Raw genomic sequence first — 23,065 nt, 5'->3', positions numbered from 1 at the left:
GTGCCTTGCTCAGGGCGTTGGTTTGAAGCTGTGCAAACGGTTCATGGCGGCAGCCAGTTTGCCGCTGGCGGCATCCGGTAATACCCGCATGACTTCGTCAAACACGGCGGTCAATTGTTCGGTTTCCTGTTTGCCCAGTCGGCCCAGTACAAAACCGGTGACTTTGCGGCTGTCGCCGGGGTGGCCTATGCCAAGGCGCAGGCGCTGGAAATCGTTGGTGCCCAGATGGGCGATGGTGTCGCGCAGCCCGTTGTGGCCGCCGTGGCCGCCGCCTTTCTTGAGTTTGGCCGTGCCGGGAGGCAGGTCAAGCTCGTCGTGGGCAACCAGAATCTGTTCAGGGGGGATCTTGAAGAAGTCCGCCAGGGCCTTGATGGCAGTGCCGCTGCGGTTCATAAAGGTGCTGGGGTTCAGTAAGTGCAGGTCCAGGCCCTGCCACTGAATGCGGGCGTATAGCCCGTGATACTTCTTTTCGGGACGGAGCGTCTGACCCGCTTCGCGGGCCAGCGCTTCGACGAACAGGGCGCCGGCGTTGTGGCGGGTATTCTCGTAGTCAGAACCGGGATTTCCCAGTCCAACCACCATGACAATATCCTGTGCCATTTGCCGTTGCCCCCGGAGTTATTACTCCTCGCCGCCTTCTTCGCCTTCCTCGCCTTCAGCGTCGTCCGCCTTGGCGCCTTTCGGCTTGTGGATAGAGGCAACTGGCAGGTCGTGGTCTTCGCCCTGCTGCAGAGCGGCAACTTTAACGCCTTTCGGCAGTTTCAGGTCGCTCAGGTGAACTACCTGATCCATCTCGACTTCGTTCAGGTCGACTTCGATGAACTCGGGCAGGTTCTGCGGCAGACAGATCACTTCAACTTCGGTCATGGTGTGGGAAACAATGCCACCCTGGAGTTTCACGGCCGGAGCTGTGTCTTCGTTGATGAAGTGCAGCGGTACGTTAACGTGAATCTCGTGGTCCTTGTCAACGCGCAGGAAGTCGGCGTGAGTCAGGATGGGCTTGTACGGATGACGCTGCAGATCCTTCAGGATCACGCTCTCTTTTTTGCCCTGAATGTCGACGGTCAGGATGTGAGAGAAGAAGGCTTCATTTTCGATGGCCTTTTTCAGTTCATTGTGCCAGATGGCGACCGGAGTTGCGTCTTTGCCGCCACCGTAGATGATGGCCGGAATCTTACGCTCTTCGCGACGCAGGCGGCGGCTCGCACCTTTCCCCTGATCGTCACGAGGAAATGCTTCAATAACAAAATCCTGAGACATGGTAATTACCTCGTTGGTCATCTGAGCGGCCCGCGACCAGGCTCTGAACAGATGAGCATTTCAAAAAGACCGGAGTTTTCCGATCGACTAAAAGAGTCGGGAGCCCTGTTGGACTCCCGACCCGGAAACTGCCTTTAAGTCTGAGGGTTACAGCGATAAGGCTGTTCAGACGTTCTCGAACATGGCACTGATGGACTCTTCGTTGCTCACGCGGCGAATGGATTCGGCGAGCAGCCCAGCCATGCTGAGGGGGCGGATTCTATCACAATTTTTGGCTTTGTCACCCAGCGGGATGGTGTCGCACACCACCAGTTCGTCCAGCTCCGAGTTGTTGATGTTCTCGATGGCCGGGCCGGAAAGTACCGGGTGAGTAATGTAGGCAACCACGCGGGAGGCGCCGTGCTCTTTGAGCGCGTTGGCGGCTTTGCACAGTGTGCCGGCGGTGTCGACGATGTCATCCACCAGGATGCAGGTCTTGTCGCGGACGTCACCGATGATGTGCATTACCTGGGAAACGTTGGCCTTTGGGCGACGCTTGTCGATAATGGCCAGGTCGGCATCATCCAGGCGCTTGGCAACAGCGCGGGCGCGGACAACGCCGCCTACGTCCGGAGATACGACGACAAAGTTCTCGAACCGCTGTTTTTCAATGTCTTCAAGCAGTACCGGGGTGGCGTAGATGTTGTCCACCGGGATATCGAAGAAGCCCTGAATCTGGTCGGCGTGCAGGTCTACGGTCAGCACACGATCCACGCCAATGCTGGAGATCATGTCGGCGACCACTTTGGCGCTGATGGCTACCCGGGTAGAGCGAACGCGACGATCCTGACGGGCGTAGCCGTAGTAAGGAATAACGGCGGTGATTCGTGTGGCGGATGCACGACGCAGGGCGTCAGCCATCACGATCAGTTCCATCAGGTTGTCGTTGGTGGGGTAGCAGGTGGGCTGGATAATGAAAACGTCGTGACCACGAACATTCTCATTGATTTCAACGGTGGTCTCGCCATCGCTGAAGCGGCCTACAGTGGCCTGGCCCATGGGAATATGGAGTTTTCTGGCAATATCACGCGCAAGTTCGGGGTTGGCATTGCCAGCGAAAATCATCAATTTGGACACGACAGCATCCTTCTCAGTATCGGCGTTTGATTCAGAAGAAGCGGGAGAAAGGTGGCTGGGGTGGCAGGATTCGAACCTGCGCATGACGGGATCAAAACCCGTTGCCTTACCACTTGGCGACACCCCAATATCATCGTGCTTTTTTGGCATCATTTCAGCTCTGTCAGCTTTTTGTGCAGAGGTGAATGGTTCACCCCTTTAGCTACGAACCCCGTGATGCCGGAGGGTTTGCTTTCCCAGATAATCCGGACTGCGGATTCTGTCGGGAAACGTCCAAAAATGCAAGCCCCGGTTCCGGTTAATCTTGCAGGTCCGAATTGTGAAAGCCACTCCAGGCTCTGGTTAACCTCAGGATACAGTTTTCGAACTACATCCTCACAGTCGTTTCGGTACCTCGAGGCGTCTCCCTCAAAAGCGGGGCGTATTTTGATTTTTGGTGTGTCCCTTGTCAACCCTTCGGCTGAAAAAATCTTTCCGGTGCTGATGTTGCACTCGGGTTTGAGCACCACAAACCAGTCTTCCGGCGGGTTTGTGGGGGTCAGCTTTTCGCCGACACCCTCGCCAAAGGCTGCATGGCCACGCACAAATACCGGCACATCGGCGCCCAGGCGCAGGCCGATTTCTGCAAGCTGGTCTTCGCCCAGATTCAGTTCCCAGAGGCGGTTCATTGCAAGCAGGGTGGTTGCGGCGTTGGAGCTGCCGCCACCCAGGCCGCCGCCCATGGGCAAGCGCTTGTGGATGTGAATGGTAACGCCGGGGAGCGTGTTCTCGGTGGTTGCGGACAGGGCTTTGGCTGCCCTGATCACCAGGTTGTCATTGTCCGGAACGCCTGATACGGGTTCTGCCAGTCGTATGCCGGGCTGCTCCGGAGTCAGTGTGAACGTGAGTTCGTCGCCATAGTCCAGAAACTGGAACAGGGTCTGGAGCTCGTGGTATCCGTCCGGGCGCCGGCCAACGATATGCAGGAACAGGTTGAGTTTGGCGGGCGAGGGCAGGGTAATCCGGGTTAACAATACTCAGTCCTCTTGTTGCCATTCGCTGATGACCACGCGTACCCGTTTGTCGCCGTTCAGGGCTGTGATCCGGGCAGGAAGCGCGGGCAGGCTGTCAATGAATGGCTGCCAGCGGTCATAGCGAATTTCCCAGCCATCCTGCCGAAGGATGGCCAGTTGGTGCTGTTCGTCGAACAGCAGGCGGAAATCACCCTCCGGCGCCGGCAGTCCTCGAACCCACCAGGCGAGGTTGTCGATGGGCAGGTTCCACCCTGTAGCGGCGGCCACCAGGGTTTCCGGGTCTGAGGACTGGTAGGTCTCACCATTGGCCAGAGTTAATTCTATGAAGCCTGGAACGCCCGTGAGTCGTGTTGTGCCCATGCCCAGGAATGAGGATGACAGCGAGAGGTCGTAGCGTTCACCCTGCTGGCTCCAGCCGTTGATAATGGCAGTGCCGCTGTCTGAGGGTTGTTTTACCGCCAGCTTTCCTCTCAGTTGCCATTGGTCAAAGCGGCTCAGGTGGTTGCTGCGCTCGGCCCAGTCGGCGGGCGGCTGGTTGGTCATGCCCTCGGGCAAGGGTTCCAGCTGGATGGTGGTACAGCCGGTTATGGCACCGGTTAGCAGTGCCACGCCAAGTAGTCTTCGGATCATTGGTTGGCCCCATCACTGGTCAGCCGGTCGATGGTTTCCCGAAGAATTTCATGGTCCGGGTTCTGGTCCAGTCCTTCTTCCCAGATGATGCGTGCCTGTTCTTCATTACCGGTTACCCACAGGACTTCGCCATAGTGTGCCGCTACTTCCGGGTCCGGGTAGGCTTCCCAGGCGCGGGCCAGAAAGTCGAGGGCCTGATTCGTTTCGCCCTGGCGAAACAGTATCCATCCCATACTGTCCAGAATGGCCGGGTTCTCCGGATCCAGCGCGAGGGCTTTCTCAATATAACCGCGGGCTTCATCCAGGCGATCAGTGCGCACCGTCAGAATGTAGCCCAGGGCGTTCAGGGCAACGGCATTTTCCGGTTGCAGTTCCAGGATGGTTTTCAAATCCTGTTCGGCACCAGCCGGTTCTCCCATAGTGTCCTGCAGCATGGCCCGCGCATAGCGAAGTTCAACGTTGTTGGGGTAGCGTTCCAGTGCGGCATCGGCTGCGGCAAGGGCTTGCTCATTCCGCTCCTGGTCGATCAGCAGATTCACCTCCAGCAGCCAGAACTTCTCGGCGTGATCAGGGGCTCGCTCGCGCAGGTTCTGGATGTGGGCAATGGCCTGGTCCAGTTCGCCGGCCTGGGCCTGCAGTTCGCTGGCACGGGCCAGCGACGGGAAGAAATAGTTTCCCCGTTGCACGCTCTGGTAGTACTCGATCGCCTGGTCGGTATTGCCGGCATCTTCCTCAATGTGTCCCAGGTAGTAGCTGGCTTCGTCTTCATGGTGGCCCTGCTCGATCAGGCGGGTCAGTTCCTCCCGGGCCAGTGCGGGTTGCTGGTTTTCCAGGGCGACCAGGGCGTGTGAGAGTCTCAGCCCAGGGGTGTCCGGATAGCGTTTTACCAGCCGTTCAAATTCGTCCTGGGCGGCCTGCAGTTCGCCCTCGTTAATCAGCATGCGGCCATAGAGGGTGCCCATCTGGCGGTTGTCCGGGAAGCGCCGGGTATTGGTCGTCAGGTAATTCAGGGCCTCACGTTTCTGCCCGGTCTGGTAGAGCAGATCACCCTTGAGGATGATGGCGGGCTGGAAGTTCGGCGCCTGCTCAAGCAACTGGTTAATCTGCCGGAGGGCGACGGTCGGGGTGCCAGTTATTTTCTGCAGCAGGGCAATGCTGTACTGCAGTTCGGGGTTATCCGGGTGCTTGACTGCCAGTTGACTGTAAAGCGTCAACAGCTCCTGTTGCTGCGCGGGCGGCAGTCCCGCGGCCATGGCAGCGAGGCTGTCAAAATCCGCATCTTCTCCCTGGTCCATGATCTGCTCCATATGGAACAGGGCGTTTTCCAGTTTCTGGCGCTTGACCGCCTGAATGGCCGATATCCGATGTGCTTCCAGATTGTCGGGGTCCACGTCCAGCCAGAGTGTAGCCAGCTGTTGCTGGGCATTGTCTGCATTCAGAGACTGGGCGATCCGCATGGCCCGCTCAATCACGCCGGTGTCCCGTGAGGTTTTCGCAGCCTGGAGGTAATTGACCAGGGTGACATCGTAACGGCCACGCTGGCCTGCCACTTCAGCCGACAGAAGCTGGTAAAGCACTTCCGGTTCGAATTCGGCATAGTTGATGGGCGTGGCAGGCGGGGTAGCTGCGGGGGTATCGGTCCCGGTTACCTCATCGGCGGGTTCTGGGGTACCAGAAAATACGGCGCAGCCCGGAAGTGTGACGAGAGTGAGTCCCAACAGGCAGGTAACCAGATACGGTGCGGATTTTTGCATGCAACTTCCTGTGTGCTATCGGCGATAGGTCTGTGAAAACCGTTTTCTGCCCGGTAATTGAGGCAGATCGGGTTGCGGCCACGGCCAAGGCCCTATAATGGCATAAGCGTCTGAACTTGCCCAACCTGTCCGCACTTGCCGAAGGCGACGGGTTTTCGGGTGGCGACTGAGCAGTTGCCCCGGTAGAATGGCGAGTGATTATCCATAATCAGGGCAGGGTTTTCTGTACTCCAAATGGCACTAGTAACGCTGGGAATCAACCATCGCACCGCACCCGTGGAGATCCGCGAGCGTGTGGCGTTCACGCCGGAGCGAATGGCCGAGGCCTTTTCAGAACTCCGTGCTGCCTCCGGTGCCAGCGAGGCGGCTATCCTGTCCACCTGCAACCGGACGGAACTCTATCTGGCCGGCGATGACGACTGTGCCCCCTCGGTGTTGCGCTGGCTGGCCGGGTTCCACGAGCTGGATGTGGCCGACCTTGAAAACGTGCTCTATGTGCATCGGGATTCCGATGCGGTGCGCCATATGATGCGGGTGGCCGCTGGCCTGGATTCCATGGTGTTGGGCGAACCGCAGATTCTGGGCCAGCTCAAGGATGCCTATGCCCTGGCGCGGGAACACAGCGCCACCGGTTCCTTCCTGTCCCGGTTGTTCGAGCAGACCTTTTCAGTAGCCAAGCGGGTACGCACCCAGACGGCCATTGGTGAAAACCCGGTGTCGGTTGCCTATGCCTCGGTCAGCATGGCGCACCACATTTTTGCGGACATGTCCCGCAACAAGGCGCTGCTGATTGGTGCCGGGAAAACCATTGAACTGGTCGCCAGGCACCTGGCAGAAGCCGGTGTGCGCAGTTTCCTGGTGGCCAACCGTACACTGGAGAAGGCCCAGGCGCTGGCAGAAGCCCACGGTGGTAAAGGCATTCTGCTGTCGGAAATTCCGGATCATCTTTCCGACGTGGATATCGTGATTTCCTCCACCGCCAGCCCCTTGCCCATTCTGGGCAAAGGCGCGGTGGAAAGGGCGTTGAAGAAACGCAAGCACCGGCCCTATTTCATGGTCGATATCGCCGTGCCCCGGGATATTGAACCGGAAGTGGCGTCACTGGCCGACGTCTACCTCTATACCGTAGACGACCTGCGCCAGGTGATTGAAGAGAATATTCGTTCCCGGGAAGGCGCGGCCCGGGAGGCGGAAAACCTGATCAGCAGTGGCGTTCAGGATTTTCTGGATCAGCTGCGTGCCCTGGATGCGGTTTCCACCCTCAAGGTGTTCCGTCAGCGTGCAGAATTGCTGCGTGATGCGGAAACCGAGAAAGCCCTGCGCGCCCTGCGCAACGGCACTGATCCTGAGACGGCTCTGCGCTCACTGGCGCGGGGCCTGACCAACAAACTTCTGCACCAACCCTCGGTTCAGGTACGCAAGGCGATGGCCGAAGGCCGTACCGAAGTGACCGAATGCCTGAGGGAGCTTTACCAGCTGGACGCACTGGAAGCTGACGAGCCCACCACCACGGAAAAACTATGAAACCATCCATCCAGTCCCGCCTCGAACAGCTTGTTGAACGGTTCGAGGAGGTGAACGCGTTGCTGAGTGATGCATCGGTGATTGCCAATCAGGATAAATTCCGGGACCTGTCCCGCGAATTCGCCGAGATTGAACCGGTGGTCAAGTGTTTTCAGGCTTGGCGACAGTCTCTGGAGGACATCGATGCGGCCACGGAGCTGGCCAAAGACGGCGATGCAGACATGCGGGAAATGGCCGAAGAGGAGCTGGCCAGTGCCCGGGCTCGCAGTGAAGAGCTGGACGAAGAATTGCAGCGTTTAATGCTGCCCAAAGACCCCAATGACACCAAGAATGTGTTTCTGGAAATCCGTGCCGGCACTGGGGGCGACGAAGCCGCTATCTTTGCCGGCGACCTGTTTCGCATGTATTCCCGCTATGCCGAGAAACGCCGGTGGCAGGTCGAGGTGCTCAGCGAAAATGAAGGGGAGCACGGCGGTTTCAAGGAAATCATTGCCCGCCTCTCTGGCGATGGCGTTTATGGCACCCTGAAATTTGAATCCGGTGCGCACCGGGTGCAGAGAGTGCCGGAAACCGAATCCCAGGGCCGCATCCACACCTCGGCCTGCACGGTTGCCGTGATGCCGGAGGCCGACGAAGCCGAAGCCGTTGAGATCAACAAGGCCGACCTGCGAGTGGACACCTTCCGCTCCTCCGGTGCCGGTGGTCAGCACGTGAACAAAACTGACTCGGCCATCCGCATCACCCATTTGCCCACGGGCATTGTGGTGGAGTGCCAGGAAGAACGTTCCCAGCACAAGAACCGCGCCAAGGCCCTGAGCCTGCTGGCCTCCCGCCTTCAGAATGCCGAGCTGGAAAAGCAGCAGAAGAGTATGGCGGAAACCCGCAAGAGCCTGGTGGGCAGCGGTGATCGTTCCGAACGTATCCGCACCTACAACTTCCCTCAGGGCCGGGTAACGGATCATCGTATCAACCTGACTCTGTACAAGCTCGACGAAGTGATTGCCGGAGATCTGGACGCCGTGGTGGTTCCCTTGCAGCAGGAACACCAGGCGGAACTGCTGGCAGATATGGCCAATGAGCAACAGTGAATGTTCGCTCAGCTGTGAGGCCCTGCTGAGAGAAGCGGCAGGCCGGATTGGTGGTGAATCTCCCAGGCTGGATGCCGAACTCCTGTTGAGCCATATCACCGGCCTGACCCGCACCAGTTTCCGGGCGTGGCCGGAGCGGGACGTGCCGGTGGAGCAGGCAGAGCGGTTCTTCGCGTTGGTGGGCGAGCGTGCCAGCGGCCAACCCGTTGCCTATCTGCTGGGGGAGCAGGAGTTCTGGTCTCTCCCTCTGAAAGTCAGTCCGTCCACCCTGATCCCCAGGCCAGATACGGAGTGCGTGGTAGAGGCCGCGCTGTCGCTGGAATTACCTGCCAGCGCAAGCGTGCTGGACCTCGGCACCGGGACCGGTGCTATCGCGCTGGCTCTGGCCAGTGAACAGCCTGGCTGGCAGATTATGGCCAGTGACCGTGTTGAAGACGCGGTCGCCCTGGCCCGGGAAAACAGCCAGCGCCTGAGCCTGCCCATTACCGTGGTAAAGAGCCACTGGTTTGACCAGATTCCCGCCGGTACTTTCGACCTTCTGATTTCCAACCCACCGTATATACCGGCCAGCGACCGACATTTAAGCGAAGGCGATGTGCGCTTCGAGCCTGAATCTGCCCTTGTGGCCGGAGACGACGGCCTGGACGATATTCGCCTGCTGGTGACCGAAGGACTGAAATGGCTCAATCCCAATGGCTGGATGCTGCTGGAGCATGGCTACGACCAGGGCAGCGCCGTACGGGATTTGTTTGCCAAAGCCGGATGGCGCAACATAGAAACCCGCAAAGATTACGGCGGCAATGATCGCATGACCCTGGCCCGAAAACCGGCCAGCGACCAATAGCGAGAACAACTATGCTCAGCGACGAAGAACTCCTCCGCTACAGCCGGCAAATCCTGATGCCCCGGTTCGACATCGCCGGCCAGGAAAAACTCAAAGCCGCCCATGTACTGGTTATCGGCGCTGGCGGCCTGGGTTGCCCTGTGGCCCTCTACCTGGGCGCCGCAGGTGTTGGCCACCTGACTCTGGTTGACGATGACCAGATCGAGCTGGCAAATCTGCAGCGCCAGATAGCCTTTGAGCAAAGCTGGCTGGGCAATTCAAAAGCCGAGCGTCTGGCAGAGCGGGTGAGGGCCATCAATCCGGAAATTACCGTTAACGCAGTCAATCGCCGGGTGGATGGCGATGATCTGCGCCAGCTGGTGAGCGAATCCACACTGGTGCTGGACTGCACGGACAACTTCAACACCCGGTTTGCATTGAACCGGGCTTCGGTTTCTTCGAAAGTGCCCCTGGTTTCGGGTGCTGCAATAAGAGGTGAAGGCCAGCTTTCCGTTTACGATCCTCGCCAGTCGGAAAGCCCTTGTTACCACTGTCTGTATCCTGAACAGGGCAACGAAGACCTGACCTGCTCAGAAGCCGGCGTCATCGCTCCGTTAGTCGGCATGATCGGCTCGGCTCAGGCCATGGAAGCAATAAAAGTAATCTCAGAGGTAGGCAGGCCGCTTGTCGGTCGCTTGCTCCTACTCGACGCCTGGCAAATGGAGTGGCGAGAAATAAAACTCGCAAAAGATCCAGACTGCTCCGTATGCGCAGGCTAACGCCAAAGTAGTGTCGGGTTGGGAATGCCCTTCCAAAAATTTGCGGAGCCATGGATGGCGGAGCAGAAGCGCCACAGGGATGTGCCGTAAGGAGCGGTTTTTGGAAGGGCATTCCCAACCCGACACGGCGGTTAACACGCCAAATGATCAGTCCTTTAGCGCCTGAAACCTGGCAATGGCCTCTTTACGGGACTCTTTCAGATCGACAATGGGTCTGGGGTAGCCTTTCGGGATAACACCGCCCTTGGAAGGATCATGAATCCGCTTGTTGTCCAGCTTTGCCAGCTCCGGCACCCAGTTCCGAATAAACTCCCCCCTAGGATCAAACCGCTCACTCTGGGTCACCGGATTGAACACCCGAAAGTAGGGCGCAGCATCGGTACCCGTTGAGGCACTCCACTGCCAGCCACCGTTGTTAGACGCCAGAAAGCCATCCACCAGATTCTGCATAAACCAGGCTTCACCAAGCCGCCAGTCGATAAACAGGTTCTTGGTGAGGAACATGGCAGTGATCATCCGCAGGCGATTGTGCATCCAGCCGGTGGCTTTCAGCTGGCGCATGGCTGCATCCACAATAGGGATACCCGTGCGGCCTTCCTTCCAGGCTTCGAAATGCTCGCCCGGCGTATTCCAGGCCAGAGCCTCGGTTTCCTCCTTGAACGCACGCCCCATACTCACCCGCGGGTAGTGATAAAGGATATGGATGTAGAAATCCCGCCAAGCGATTTCATTGATCCAGGTTTCCACGCCTTCCCCGGAAAGGCCTGATTGCTTTGCCGCAATCAGGCACTGGCGCCCGGAGAGCACGCCATTGGCCAGGTAGGGGGAGAGCTGGCTGGTGCCATCCAGGGCCGGGAAGTCCCGATTATCTTTGTAGTCCTTGGAGCGCTCCGCCAGAAATGCCTCCAGCTGCTCGTGGGCGGCATCCTCTCCCGTCGGGACCAGGGGCTCCGGTGCCTCTCTGAACGGAGCCGGCAGGGTGTCGGTCTGTTCGGGTTTGACCGCGTTGCCGATCGCGGCGGGCCTGGGGTGCAGAGTGGGCCGTGTTTCCTCTATCCAACTGCGCCAACGACGGGAGAAGGGCGTAAACACCGAATAAGGTTCGTTCTGCTGGGTCAGAATCTGGCCAACCGGGGCGACTGTCTGATCACGGTACTTGCTCACCCGGATGCCGAAATCCACCAGGCGATCGCGCAGTGCTTTATCCCTGCGGCGTTCGTTAATGCCGTACTCCTCGTTGAAATGGACGTCGGCAATGTCACTGTCCTTGCACAACTGCAGCAGTGCATCGCTGCCATCCGAAAAACGCTCGGCGTTCAGGAATGTCAGTGGAACGCCAAGCTCAGCCAGTTCCCGGGCCAGAGCGTTGGCGTGTTCAAGAACAAAGCGTACCCGGGCGGCAGACCAGTCGTGTTCCTTCCATTGCTGAGGGGTGACTACAAAACACGCGCGCACCGGTTCTCCTGACTGGCACGCGGCCGTCAGGGCAGGGTTGTCGGCAAGCCGAAGGTCGTTACGGAACCAAACCAGTTGTGTCATCGGGTCATCCAGGTCGTTGACGGGTGCATATAAGGGTAAATACAACCCAAAAAATCATAGGCTTGTATATTCGCTGCAACTACCGGATTGGATTATAGTTAAAACCAGCCGCCACCGAATCACGCTGACAACAAGGAGCCGTTTCGCAGGCATGACCGAGCAAACCGAAAGCCAGCGCGAAGGTGTCTGGGCGCACCCCTATCAACTGGCATCCGGCCAGACACAGCAACATCAGCTAGGGCATACCCGGGTCTGGATTACCCTGCTGGACCTTGAGTGGCAGGTGCGTGAGGAGAAGCTGGATATTCATTCCGATCCCCTCCATTGGCAGGAAACCCTGGGCCATACCGTGCCATCCGCTGCTATCCCGGTGCAGCGTTTTGTGCGTATGGATGATCAAGGTATCGTCCGTTTCAACCCCGCTATGGGCTGTCGTCCCACGGTTATACGGCCGTTCCAGCCTTTGACCATTCCTGCCGGTGGGCGCTGTTTGCTTTACGTGGGAACCTCCTTGTGGATGAAAGTGTGTGTAGGCGATGGGCAAACAGAGCTGACCGAGATCCCGCTGGCCGTGCCCTCCATGACCTGGCTTGGCCGTAACACCATGGAGGGAGAGCTTTGCTACGCTTCCTCCACGTTTGGTCGTCTGGCACTTGAGGCGGTGCCGAAACGTCCCTGGCGGGCCGTTACTCCGGTGACCATTATCAATCGCCGTGAGCAGTCACTGCTGCTGGAGAGGTTCAGCCTGCCCACGCCATTGCTGGCCCTTTATCGTAACGAGCTTGGACAGCTGTGGACGCCGGGTGTCACGGTGGAGTGTGAAACCGATATGAACTCTGCCAGCCTGAATATTGAACAGTCGGTACCCGCCTGTGCCGGTCAATGCCAACTGGTGGCGCCGCCCCGGGAAAAGCTGGCCAAAGGGCGCCGCCTGGTGCGGGCGTTTGACCGGATGTTTGGCTGACAGAATCAGGAGCAACTCTGTTGATTGAGGCTATTGAGGCTACGCTTATTCAATTGATCAGTGGCATTGCCTGGGGGCAGTGGCTGGCGGCGGGATTTTTGCTGGTGCTGGGTATCTTCCTGGGTACCATGCTGGCCCGGAGCGTCGGGCGGCTGGTCGAAAGCCGCACTTCACGGCACCACCAGGTGCTCATCCGGCGCCTGGTGTTCTATGTGATTTTCGTGCTGTTTGCTATCGCAGCGCTGCGGGAAGCCGGGTTTTCACTGGAAGTGGTGCTGGGGGCGGCCGGTATTCTCACGGTAGCCATTGGCTTTGCTTCGCAGACATCGGCTTCCAACATCATCAGTGGCCTGTTTCTGGTGATGGAGCGTCCGTTTGAGATAGGCGATGTCATCGAAGCGGATGCCACCATTGGTGAGGTGGTGGCGATTGATCTGCTCAGTGTAAAGCTGAGAACACCGGACAACCTGTATGTGCGTATCCCCAATGAAACCCTGATCAAAACCCGGGTGGTGAACCGGTCCCGGTTTCCGATCCGGCGGATCGATTTGGTGATCGGTATCGCCTACGCTGAAGATGTGGAGCGGGTGCGGGATCTGTTGCTCGGGCTGGCGGAGACCAATCCGCATTGCCTGGAAGAGCCCCGGCCATTTGTGCTGGTGACCGGTTTCGGGCCTTCGTCTGTGGATCTCCAGTTTTCCTTCTGGGTGGCACGGGAGGATTTCCTGGAAGGTAAAGGCGGCATGATGGTCGCCATCAAGAAGGCACTGGACGGGGCCGGTATTGAAATACCGTTTCCCCACACCAGTGTCTACGCCGGCAGTCATTCCGAACCTTTCCGCATACAGCTGGTCGGGTCGGAACAACAGCAAGAAAAGGAATTACCGGATGTCGACAATAAAACCTGAAGCCATTAAAACCACTCCCCCGAAAGCCGCGGAGAACAAGGTTAGTCTGGGGTGGCGGGAATGGGTGGCGCTGCCTGATCTTGATATCCAGCGTATCAAGGCCAAGGTGGATACTGGCGCCAGGACATCCTGTCTGCACACGTTCCGAACCGAGCCCTATACCGAAAACGGCGAACGTCGTGTGAAGTTCTGGGTGCACCCGGTTCAGAACGACCTGCACCATGTGGTGGAATGCGATGCCCGGGTGCTGGATGAGCGCACGGTATCGGATTCCGGTGGCCACAAGGAACAACGCCTGGTGATTGAAACCACGCTGGTCCTGGGCGACCAGAGCTGGCCCATTGAAATGACACTGACCAACCGGGACTCCATGCGGTTCCGGATGTTACTTGGGCGCACCGCCATGGCGGGACGCTCAACGATTTACCCCGAAGCTTCTTATCTTGCCGGCGAGCCGGCACCAAGGACTTGACTATGAAAATTGCGGTACTGTCCCGAAACCGTCACCTGTATTCGACCCGGCGTCTGGTGGAGGAAGGCATTAACCGTGGCCACGAAGTGAAGGTCATCGACTGCCTGCACTGCTCCATGAACATCACCTCTGCCGACCCGAAAATCCACTACCACGAAGAGGTGCTGGAAGATTTTGATGTTGTGATTCCCCGCATTGGTGCCTCGGTCACGTTTTACGGCACTGCGGTGCTCAGGCAGTTTGAGATGATGGGCGTGTTTCCGGTGAATGAATCGGTTGCCATTACTCGTTCGCGCGACAAGCTGCGCTCTTTACAGTTGCTGGCCCGCAAAGGTGTCGGCATGCCGGTGACCGGTTTTGCCAATAAACCGGACAACGTGCCGGAATTGCTGAAAATGGTGGGGGGGGCTCCGGTGGTGATCAAGCTGCTGCAGGGCACCCAGGGCATCGGCGTGGTGCTGGCGGAAACCCGCAAGGCGGCAGAAAGCGTGATCGAGGCCTTTATGGGCCTGAAAGCCGATATTCTGGTGCAGGAGTTCATCAAGGAAGCTGGTGGCGCCGATATTCGCTGCTTTGTGATCGGCGACAAGGTTATTGCTGCCATGAAACGCCAGGGCGCTGAAGGCGAATTCCGCTCCAATCTGCACCGCGGTGGCACCGCCTCGCTGGTGAGAATTACTCCGGAAGAGCGCCGAACTGCCATTACTGCCGCCAAAGCCATGGGCCTGAACGTCGCCGGCGTGGACCTGCTGCGTTCCAGCCGAGGTCCGTTGGTGATGGAAGTGAATTCCTCGCCTGGCCTGGAGGGTATTGAAAATGCCACCGGAAAGAACGTGGCGGGCATGATCATCAACTGGACCGAAAAGAACTATAAACCCTGGAAAACCAAAACCCGGGGCAGGGGATAAGAAGGCATGGCCAGAGCTCCGTTTGAGATTGCCGGCGTAGAGGTGAAAGCCGGTACCCGGGAGACCGTGGAAGTCCCGGTGGCAAAACTCTACACCCATACCCCGCTGCATATTCCGGTGGAAGTGGTACACGGCCGCCGGGATGGCCCGGTATTGATGGTCTGTGGCGCCATCCACGGCGATGAGATCAACGGTGTTGAAATCGTCCGCCGTGTATTGAAGAACTCCGCGTTGCGGCACCTGAGGGGCACCCTGGTGGCGGTCCCGATTGTCAATATCTTCGGGTTCGTGCAGCGTACCCGCTACCTGCCGGACCGGCGGGATCTGAACCGCTGTTTCCCGGGCTCAGAGAGTGGTTCTCTGGGCGGGCGTATTGCCTATCTGTTGCGCACCCAGATCATGGAAAGCGTCACCCACATTATCGATCTGCATACCGGCGCCATTCACCGGTTCAACCTGCCGCAGATCCGCGCCGAGCTGAAAAACCCGGAAACATCCCGCATGGCTGAAGCCTTTGGAGCGCCGATCATTATCAATGCCGGTCTGCGCGAAGGCAGCCTGCGTGCCTACGCCGATTCACTGGATATTCCGGTCATTACTTTTGAAGGCGGCGAAGCCCTGCGCTTTGACGATGTCGTCATTGCCAGCGGCGTGAAGGGCATTATCCGGGTAATGCGGGAACTGGAAATGGTGCCGGCCAAGAAAGGCCCCAAGGCGCCGAAAAAGCGTTCGGAAACGGCGGCCAATTCGCAGTGGGTGCGGGCAGATATCGACGGCATCATGCGGCCGGTGGCCAGGCTGGGCCAGAAGGTCCGCAAGGGGCAGCGGCTGGCCATGGTAGCCGATCCCTTTGGCGAGACTGAAGTGGCTATTACTTCACCCTGTTCCGGGATCGTCATCTGTGTGAACAACCTGCCCTTGGTGAACGAAGGTGAGGCCATCTACCACGTGGCGCGGTTTGATGAGTTGGGTGAGGCCGAGAAGGCCATGGACTACTTCCGCAGTTCCTTCGAGAGCGAGATGTCGGAAGAAGCCGTGGTGCCGGTACACCCCTGGGATGAACTTCAGAAGTAACCGACTGTTGGAGCACGTATGATCTGGCACCAGAACACTATTGAGCTGGCCCCGCTGCCCAGGGGATTTAACCTGGTGACCAACGAAATCCTGGCCCAGGCGCCGGAACTGACTAACTGCGAAGTGGGGTTGCTGCACCTGTTCATACAGCACACCTCCGCTTCTCTTGCCATCAATGAAAACGCCGACCCGGACGTGCGTGGCGATCTGGAGCGTCACTTCAATGTGATGGTGCCGGAACACGCCGACTATTACGAGCACACCCTGGAAGGCCCGGATGACACCACCTCCCACATCAAAAGCGTGATTATCGGGCCGTCGCTGACCATCCCCATCAGCCATGGCCATCTGGCTCTCGGTACCTGGCAGGGTATCTACCTGTGCGAACACCGGAATCATGCCGGTGGTCGTAAAATTGTGGCGACTTTGCAGGGTCGTTGGTAAGCGTTCAGGCGCTCCCCATAGGGGTGGGTTTCCACCCATAGGCGATTCTTCTCTGGGTGGAAATCCACCCATTAATTGCATGTCCTTCCGGCCAATCCGGCTTAGAAATCTGTTTTATAAGTAGTTTCCCGAACTGGCCTGGCCCTTGCTGAATGCTCCCCCAGCGAGGCCGGGCAGGTCTCATCAGCACCCAACCAACAAGATGAATCGGGAGCATTTCTTATGAAACTTCAAACCATTCTGGCGGCTGCGATCGCCTCCTCCGTTGTTGCTGGCCCTGTGATTGCCCAGGATCGTGCCGGCTGGCCTGAGAGCTTTACCGTTGGCACGGCAAGCCAGGGCGGCACCTACTTTGCCTATGGCTCCGGCTGGGCGAACTTTGTGGCGGAGAATCTGGGGGTGTCTGGTGGCGCTGAGATCACCGGCGGCCCGGTTCAGAACATGGCGCTGGTCCACACCGGAGACCTGAAGTTTGGCCTGACTACCATGGGCCCCGCCCGTGAGTCCGTGGACGGGCAGAGCCCGCTGGCACCGGGCATGAAGATGGACAACGTCTGTGCCATGTTCCCGATGTATGAAACCCCGTTCTCCATTGCCACGCTGTCCAGCTCCGGTATTACCAGCATCTCCGAGATTCCGGACGGCGCCACCATTGGTTTCGGGCCAGCCGGTTCCACCTCGGATACTTACTTCCCGCGCATGATGGAAACGCTGGGCGTCAAGTTCGAGCGCCGTAACGGCAGCTGGTCAGACCTCGGTGGCCAGCTTCAGGACGGTCTGATTGATGTGGTGGCCTTCGCAGCCGGTATTCCCATTCCGGCGGTCAGCCAGCTGGAAGTCCAGACCGACGTTAACGTGATTGGCATGAACGATGACGAAGCCAAGAAGATCGTCGATAACTTCCCGGTGTCTGAATTCGTGATTCCGGCCAGCACCTACCAGTCCCTGGATGCTCCGTCCCGTGTGGTCTCCATGTGGAACTTCGCCATGGTGAACTGCGATATGCCGGAAAGCTTTGTGTATGAAATCACCAAGCTGACCATGGAGAACAACGACAAGATGGTGTCAATCCATAAGGCAGCGCGCCACTCCGTCCCCGAGAACTACACCAAGAACAAGGTACTGCCCTGGCATCCGGGTGCAGCACGCTGGTTCAACGAGAACGGCTATCCCATCGAAGACGCTGCCATCAAGCAGTAATGAACCTGGCCGAAGGGTCGCCTGACGACCCTTCGGCATCCGGTCGATACCGATTCACCGCCTCTCAGACAGGCAGGACTTATCATGACCAAAGAACAATCCCATGCCAGCGGTGAAATCCAGCTGGCAGAAAACCTGACGGTCAATGAAGACCATGTATTGGCCCACAATGTGGACGAAGAGCCGGTGGAGGCGAACCGCCGCCTGTACACCGGTATTTTGCTGAAGTTCGTCGTGTTGCTGGCGATTGCCTATTCGGCGTTTCACCTCTACACCCTGAACGTGTCGCCCATGGAAACCTGGTCGTTCCGTATTGTGCACGTGGCCGGTGCCCTGGTGTTGGGCTTTATCTTGTTTGCCGGTGCCCGCTTCGTTTCCGGTGAAGAAGGTGCTGCGAGGCATCGCTGGACCACCTGGTTTGCAGCAGTCGCACTGATTCCCGCGCTCTATGCGCTGTACCAGACTTATGCCTTCCACCAGATGATTCTGGGTGGCACCCTGCGGATTCCCGCCGAACTTGAAACCTGGCATTTTGGCTGGCCGCTGCTGGCGGCTTCCGGTGTGGGTATTGTCATGAGCTGGTTCCACCAGCGCGATCGTGCCCGGTTCAGCGTGCCGGATCTGGTTCTGATCGTCTGCTCTGTGGCGGTTGCTGCCTACCTGCTGGTGGTGTTCAACACCTCCATGCGGATGACCACCGGCACCGCGTTTGCCCCCGTGGGTATTTCTTTCGCCGCTGTGGCCGGTACCGCGCTGATTATGGAGCTTACCCGCCGGGTAGCCGGTATGGCTCTGGTGGTGATTGCGCTGGTGTTTCTGGCCTACGTCTTCGCCGGCCCCTACCTTCCGGGCTTTCTGGGGTATCCCGGGCTGTCGGTGCAGCGCTTCTTCAGCCAGGTCTATACCGATGCGGGTATTCTCGGGCCGACCACGGCGGTGTCTTCGACCTACATTATCCTGTTCATTATCTTCGCCGCGTTTTTGCAGGCGTCGAAGGTAGGTGACTACTTTGTGAATTTCGCTTTTGCGGCGGCTGGCCGGTCCCGGGGTGGTCCCGCCAAAGTCTCCATTTTCGCCTCTGGCCTGATGGGTATGATCAACGGCACCAGTGCCGGGAACGTGGTATCCACCGGTTCCCTGACCATCCCCTTGATGAAGCGGGTTGGCTACAGCAAGGAATCCGCCGGCGCGGTTGAAGCAGCAGCGTCTACGGGCGGGCAGATCATGCCGCCGATCATGGGTGCGGGCGCCTTCATCATGGCGGAGATTACCGGTATTCCCTATACCGAAATTGCCATTGCGGCGATTATTCCGGCGATTCTGTACTTTGCCTCGGTCTACTTCATGGTCGATTTCGAGGCCAAGAAGCTGGGCATGCGGGGCATGCGCGAAGACGAGCTGCCCAATTTGCGCCTGATGCTGCGCCAGGTATACCTGTTTGTGCCCATCATCATTCTGATCGTGGCGTTGTTCCAGGGCTACTCGGTGATTCGTGCCGGTACTCTGGCCACGATTTCTGCGGCGGTGGTCAGCTGGATTTCCCCCAACAAGATGGGCCTGCGGCAGATTCTGCATGCGTTCGAGATAGCGGCCTATATGTCGATTCAGATCATCGTGGTCTGTGCGGCCGCCGGTGTCATTGTGGGTGTGATCTCACTCACCGGCGTTGGCGCGCGGTTCTCGGTGCTGTTGCTGGATGTGGCGGCCCACAGCCATCTGCTGGCTCTGGTGTTTGCCATGTTTATTTCCATTCTGCTGGGCATGGGCATGCCGACCACCGCAGCTTATGCCGTTGCAGCTTCGGTCGTGGCTCCGGGCCTGGTGCAGTTGGGGATTGAGCCGCTGACGGCGCACTTCTTTGTCTTCTACTTTGCCGTGGTCTCGGCCATCACGCCGCCTGTGGCACTGGCGTCCTATGCGGCGGCGGGTATTTCCGGTGCCAACGCCATGTCCACATCGGTCGCATCATTCCGGATCGGCATTGCGGCGTTCATCGTGCCCTTCATGTTCTTCTACAACAGTGCGCTGTTGATGGAAGGAGGGTGGTTCGAAATCGGACGGGCGCTGATTACCGCTACCTTTGGCGTGTACCTGCTGTCTGCCGGTGTGCTGGGCTGGTTCGCACGGTCGTCCGCCCCGGTTCTGGTACGGTTGTTACTGGTGGCCGCAGCCCTGCTGACCATCGAGGGTGGTTTGTGGACGGATCTGGCCGGTATCGCGCTGGCGGTAATCGCCATGCTCATCCAGCGCAAGCGTGCGCCGGCTCTGGCCGCAGCCTGATCTGGCCAGTACCCGGAGGACAACCTGCCGCTGAGCGGGTTGTCCTGCCGGTCCGGGGGCGCTAGGCTTGGCCGAAGCCCCTCTTTGATGTCTCGGAACTGAATTCCATGCTCCAGCGCTTCAGCGTCGTTGTGATTCTGGTTGTCATCATGCTGCTGTCCTGGCTTCTGGGCGGTTGGTACGGTTATCGCCAGCTGGAGCAGGAGGCCCTGCAAGAGGCTTTCCGGTACCGACAACTGGTTGCGAATGAGCTGAACCGGTATCTGCCGGTACCGGCTCTTATCGCCGAACACCCCCTGTTAGCCGACGCGCTCAAGCAACCGAATGATGCCGTGACCCTGCTTCGCGCCAACGAGCAGATGCAAAGAATGGCCACCATTGTTGGTGGCTCCGACATCTATTTGATGGATCTTTCCGGCATGACTATTGCCGCCAACAATTTTGGTCAGCCGGACACCTTCGTTGGCAATAATTACGCGTTTCGCCCCTACTTTTATCAGGCCGTCCGCACCGGGGAATCTGTTGCCTACTTTGCGCTGGGCTCCCGCTCCCTGGAACGAGGCCTTTACTTCACCCATCCGGTGCGCGACCAGCGGGGAAACATGCTGGGGGTGGTGGCCATCAAGGTGCTGGTACACGAGCTGGAATCCCAGTGGCACCGGCCGGAATCCTCCCAGCAGGCTGAAATGGTGGTGCTGGACGGCGACGGTATCAGTTTTCTGTCCAGTCGCAGCCAGTGGCTTTATCGGGATTTCCGGCCCGGAAACGATGCCGAAAAAGCCAACCGGATTCACCAGCGGTACCCGGAGCGGGAGCTTCGGCCTGTCGATTTCTCGATTTCCGGCAGGCCCTGGGGGCTGGCTGAAGAATCCGCCCGAATCCAGTTGCGGGACAACGACAGGGTTGGCACCTATCTGACCGTACAAATCGGTCTGCCCCGTCTGGACTGGATCCTGCTGGTACTGACGGAAACCCGATCGGTCCTCTGGGTTCGCGCCGGGTTTGTGGCCGCAGGCCTCGCGCTGTTCCTGGCCGGTTTCCTGACCTGGCTTTACCTGCGGGAGCGCTACCGGCGAGAGCGTGAGCTGGCCTTGCGGGGTGAACAGCTGGAGCGTCGCGTGGCACAGCGTACTGCGGACCTGAAACGCTCCAACGATCAGCTGCTGGGGGAGATCCAGGAGCGAGAACGCGCCCAGACCGAATTGCGCGAAACCCAGCAGGAACTGATTCAGGCAGCCAAGCTGGCGGTGCTGGGGCAGATGTCTGCGGGGCTGAACCACGAGATTAATCAGCCCCTGACGGCGATTCAGGGCTATGCCCGCAATAGCCGGAAGTTTCTGGAGCGGGGCGCCACCGACATGGTGGATGCGAATCTGGCGGAAATCGTTGGCCTGTGCGACAAAATGGCGGAGCTGATCCGGCAGTTCAAGGTTTTCGCCCGCAAGTCTGAGGGGCCGCCGTCGATAGTCGATCTCAGGCTGGCGGTTGATGCGGCTCTGAAGATTATCCGTGCCCAGAACAGCAGCACCGGCATCGAGATGCGCTGGCACCGGCCCGATCAGCCGGTCATGTGCCATGGCGATCTGATCCGCATTGAGCAGGTGATGGTCAACCTGATGGCGAATGCGGTCCAGGCGCTGGAAGGCCGTGACGATCCGGCTATCGATATTATGATTGATGATGACGGTGATCACTGGCGTTGCCGGGTGCGGGATAACGGTCACGGTCTTCCTGGCAACACCGAGCAGGTGTTTGAGCCGTTTTTTACCACCCGCTCGGTCAAACAGGGCCTGGGTCTTGGGCTATCCATCTCGCGCCAGATTGTTGAGGCACTTGGTGGCAGTCTGGTCGGCCACAACCGTAACGACGGCCCGGGTGCAGAATTTGTTCTGAAACTGAAACAGCGTAGGGCAGAGGAATGACAACAGCTTCGGTCATTTTCGTGGATGACGACCCGGATATCCGGCCACTGATGGAGCAGACCCTGGCGCTGGAAGATATTCCGGTGGCCTGCTTTGCCGATGGTGCGTCGGCCTTGAAACAGATTCATCCCGAGTTCGAGGGCATCGTTCTGTGCGATTACAACATGCCGGGTATGGATGGCCTGGAGCTGTTGCAGAATATCCGGGCGCTGGATGAGGATATTCCGGTGATCCTGTTGACCGGCCAGGGCGACATCAGTACCGCCGTGTCGGCCATGCAGCAAGGGGCCTATGACTTTATTGAAAAGCCATTTGATCACGAGGAGCTGATTGAACTGCTGCGCCACGCTCTGGAAAAGCGCCACCTGGCTTTGGAAAACCGCCGGCTGAAAGCCCAACTGAAGCACCTGGCACGGCCTGGCCCACGCATGCTGGGGGACTCCCCCGCCATGCAAAAGGTGATGGCTACCATCGACCCGGTACTGGATATCTCGGCCAATATTCTGCTCCATGGCGAGACCGGCTCCGGTAAGGATGCCCTGGCTCGCTATATTCATGAGAACAGTCCCCGCAGCGGCCACAATTTCGTGGCCATCAACTGCGGTGCGGTGCCGGAGCACCTGATTGAGAGTGAACTGTTTGGCCATGAGGCCGGGGCGTTTACCGGTGCCGACAAGCGCCGTATCGGCAAGATTGAGCATGCACACCGGGGTACCCTGTTCCTGGATGAGCTGGAAAGCATGCCCATGCCGTTGCAGGTAAAGCTGCTGCGGGTTCTGGAGGAGCAACGGGTCGAACGTCTGGGCAGTAACCAGGTGGTGGATGTGGACGTGCGAATTATCGCCGCGACCAAGTCCGATCTGAAGGAACTGAGTGACAAGGGCGACTTCCGTTCCGATCTGTACTACCGCCTGAACGTGGTGAAGGTGGATATTCCGCCATTGCGGGAACGCAAGGAAGACATTCCCAAGCTGTTCCACCACTTCGCCCTGATTGCCGCCGCCCGTTACGATCGGGAAAGCGTGCCGCTGGACGCCCGCCAGGCAGCCCGGCTGATGCAGCATTCCTGGCCGGGAAACGTGCGTGAGCTGCGTAACCTGGCTGAACGTTATGTCCTGTTGGGGCCGGCAGCACTGGCAGAAGGTGACTCAGCAAGCGGCCCCAGTATCGCCAGCCGGCAAACGCTGTCGGAGATGATGGACGGCTTTGAACGCTCCGCCATTGTCAGCGCGCTGAACGCCTGCCATGGCAGCATCAAGGACACCATGGTCCAGCTCGGCATTGCCCGCAAAACCCTGTACGACAAAATGAAGAAACACGGGCTGGACAAAGCCGAGTTCAAGGACTGACCGTTACAAAAGATAACG

General features: G+C 58.7%; 21 protein-coding genes and 1 tRNA gene. 14 read left to right on the top strand and 8 right to left on the bottom strand.

Features of this window, described 5'->3' with window-relative positions; genetic code table 11:
* Positions 1-9: 9 nt before the first annotated feature.
* The 7 genes from pth to ACAM27_RS15925 all read right to left on the bottom strand — a co-directional run bounded on the left by pth (position 10) and on the right by ACAM27_RS15925 (position 5,773).
* Positions 10-600 carry an aminoacyl-tRNA hydrolase gene (pth, locus tag ACAM27_RS15955; RefSeq protein ID WP_369612295.1) on the bottom strand — a complete coding sequence of 197 codons (591 nt, stop codon included), beginning with the start codon at positions 598-600 and terminating at the stop codon, positions 10-12.
* Between the two features lie 21 nt (positions 601-621).
* Complete coding sequence (locus tag ACAM27_RS15950) at positions 622-1,260, bottom strand: 50S ribosomal protein L25/general stress protein Ctc (RefSeq protein WP_011785829.1); 639 nt, start codon at positions 1,258-1,260, stop codon at positions 622-624.
* 165 nt (positions 1,261-1,425) lie between these two features.
* Positions 1,426-2,376, bottom strand: a complete 951-nt coding sequence (locus ACAM27_RS15945) for a ribose-phosphate diphosphokinase (RefSeq protein ID WP_011785828.1) — start codon at positions 2,374-2,376, stop codon at positions 1,426-1,428.
* A 52-nt stretch (positions 2,377-2,428) separates the two neighbouring features.
* A tRNA-Gln gene (locus ACAM27_RS15940) sits at positions 2,429-2,503 on the bottom strand.
* Positions 2,504-2,525: 22 nt separating this feature from the next.
* Complete coding sequence (ispE, locus tag ACAM27_RS15935; protein ID WP_369612294.1) at positions 2,526-3,389, bottom strand: 4-(cytidine 5'-diphospho)-2-C-methyl-D-erythritol kinase; 864 nt, start codon at positions 3,387-3,389, stop codon at positions 2,526-2,528.
* 3 nt (positions 3,390-3,392) lie between these two features.
* Positions 3,393-4,019, bottom strand: a complete 627-nt coding sequence (gene lolB, locus ACAM27_RS15930; protein WP_369612293.1) for a lipoprotein insertase outer membrane protein LolB — start codon at positions 4,017-4,019, stop codon at positions 3,393-3,395.
* Complete coding sequence (locus ACAM27_RS15925; protein WP_369612292.1) at positions 4,016-5,773, bottom strand: tetratricopeptide repeat protein; 1,758 nt, start codon at positions 5,771-5,773, stop codon at positions 4,016-4,018. The genes lolB and ACAM27_RS15925 overlap by 4 nt, the downstream gene beginning before the upstream one ends.
* Before the next feature lie 234 nt (positions 5,774-6,007).
* Between ACAM27_RS15925 and hemA the strand changes: the two genes are divergently transcribed.
* From hemA to ACAM27_RS15905, 4 genes are read left to right on the top strand one after another with little or no spacing between them, the layout of a single operon-like run.
* Positions 6,008-7,297, top strand: a complete 1,290-nt coding sequence (gene hemA, locus ACAM27_RS15920; protein WP_014420702.1) for a glutamyl-tRNA reductase — start codon at positions 6,008-6,010, stop codon at positions 7,295-7,297.
* Entirely contained in the window at positions 7,294-8,385 is a 1,092-nt protein-coding gene (gene prfA / locus ACAM27_RS15915) for a peptide chain release factor 1 (protein WP_011785823.1), read from the top strand. The genes hemA and prfA overlap by 4 nt, the downstream gene beginning before the upstream one ends.
* Positions 8,372-9,229, top strand: coding sequence for a peptide chain release factor N(5)-glutamine methyltransferase (prmC, locus tag ACAM27_RS15910; protein ID WP_369612291.1), 858 nt, complete (start codon positions 8,372-8,374; stop codon positions 9,227-9,229). The genes prfA and prmC overlap by 14 nt, the downstream gene beginning before the upstream one ends.
* Positions 9,230-9,240: 11 nt before the next feature.
* Entirely contained in the window at positions 9,241-9,987 is a 747-nt protein-coding gene (locus ACAM27_RS15905; protein ID WP_141067728.1) for a molybdopterin-synthase adenylyltransferase MoeB, read from the top strand.
* Between the two features lie 147 nt (positions 9,988-10,134).
* Here ACAM27_RS15905 and phrB read toward each other — a convergent pair whose 3' ends face one another.
* On the bottom strand, positions 10,135-11,526 hold the full coding sequence (phrB, locus tag ACAM27_RS15900; RefSeq protein ID WP_369612290.1) for a deoxyribodipyrimidine photo-lyase: 1,392 nt from the start codon (positions 11,524-11,526) through the stop codon (positions 10,135-10,137).
* A 151-nt stretch (positions 11,527-11,677) separates the two neighbouring features.
* Here phrB and ACAM27_RS15895 point away from each other — a divergent pair, with 151 nt between their 5' ends.
* The 10 genes from ACAM27_RS15895 to ACAM27_RS15850 all read left to right on the top strand — a co-directional run bounded on the left by ACAM27_RS15895 (position 11,678) and on the right by ACAM27_RS15850 (position 23,047).
* Complete coding sequence (locus ACAM27_RS15895; protein ID WP_369612289.1) at positions 11,678-12,490, top strand: hypothetical protein; 813 nt, start codon at positions 11,678-11,680, stop codon at positions 12,488-12,490.
* Positions 12,491-12,510: 20 nt separating this feature from the next.
* A complete protein-coding gene (locus ACAM27_RS15890) occupies positions 12,511-13,398 on the top strand; it encodes a mechanosensitive ion channel family protein (protein WP_011785818.1) in 888 nt (295 codons plus the stop codon).
* On the top strand, positions 13,379-13,870 hold the full coding sequence (locus ACAM27_RS15885) for an ATP-dependent zinc protease (RefSeq protein ID WP_011785817.1): 492 nt from the start codon (positions 13,379-13,381) through the stop codon (positions 13,868-13,870). Before ACAM27_RS15890 ends, ACAM27_RS15885 begins: the two co-directional genes overlap by 20 nt.
* 2 nt (positions 13,871-13,872) lie before the next feature.
* Positions 13,873-14,778 (top strand): 30S ribosomal protein S6--L-glutamate ligase, encoded by a 906-nt coding sequence (rimK, locus tag ACAM27_RS15880; RefSeq protein WP_011785816.1) that lies wholly within the window; start codon positions 13,873-13,875, stop codon positions 14,776-14,778.
* Positions 14,779-14,784: 6 nt separating this feature from the next.
* Positions 14,785-15,852: a succinylglutamate desuccinylase/aspartoacylase family protein gene (locus tag ACAM27_RS15875; RefSeq protein WP_011785815.1), complete on the top strand. Its 1,068-nt coding sequence runs from the start codon at positions 14,785-14,787 to the stop codon at positions 15,850-15,852.
* Between the two features lie 18 nt (positions 15,853-15,870).
* The gene (locus ACAM27_RS15870) at positions 15,871-16,296 is read left to right on the top strand and encodes a secondary thiamine-phosphate synthase enzyme YjbQ (protein WP_011785814.1); all 426 of its coding nucleotides are present in this window, start codon (positions 15,871-15,873) and stop codon (positions 16,294-16,296) included.
* A 222-nt stretch (positions 16,297-16,518) separates the two neighbouring features.
* A complete protein-coding gene (locus tag ACAM27_RS15865) occupies positions 16,519-17,496 on the top strand; it encodes a TAXI family TRAP transporter solute-binding subunit (RefSeq protein ID WP_011785813.1) in 978 nt (325 codons plus the stop codon).
* 84 nt (positions 17,497-17,580) lie between these two features.
* Positions 17,581-19,776: a TRAP transporter fused permease subunit gene (locus ACAM27_RS15860; RefSeq protein WP_014420714.1), complete on the top strand. Its 2,196-nt coding sequence runs from the start codon at positions 17,581-17,583 to the stop codon at positions 19,774-19,776.
* Positions 19,777-19,883: 107 nt separating this feature from the next.
* A complete protein-coding gene (locus ACAM27_RS15855; protein ID WP_369612288.1) occupies positions 19,884-21,698 on the top strand; it encodes an ATP-binding protein in 1,815 nt (604 codons plus the stop codon).
* Positions 21,695-23,047, top strand: coding sequence for a sigma-54-dependent transcriptional regulator (locus ACAM27_RS15850; protein ID WP_369612287.1), 1,353 nt, complete (start codon positions 21,695-21,697; stop codon positions 23,045-23,047). Before ACAM27_RS15855 ends, ACAM27_RS15850 begins: the two co-directional genes overlap by 4 nt.
* Positions 23,048-23,065 lie beyond the last annotated feature (18 nt).

The sequence above is a fragment of the Marinobacter sp. RI1 genome (assembly GCF_041155085.1).
Lineage (GTDB): Bacteria > Pseudomonadota > Gammaproteobacteria > Pseudomonadales > Oleiphilaceae > Marinobacter > Marinobacter nauticus.
Note: the sequence above shows the minus strand (reverse complement) of the source record. Positions and strands in the feature narration are given on the sequence as shown.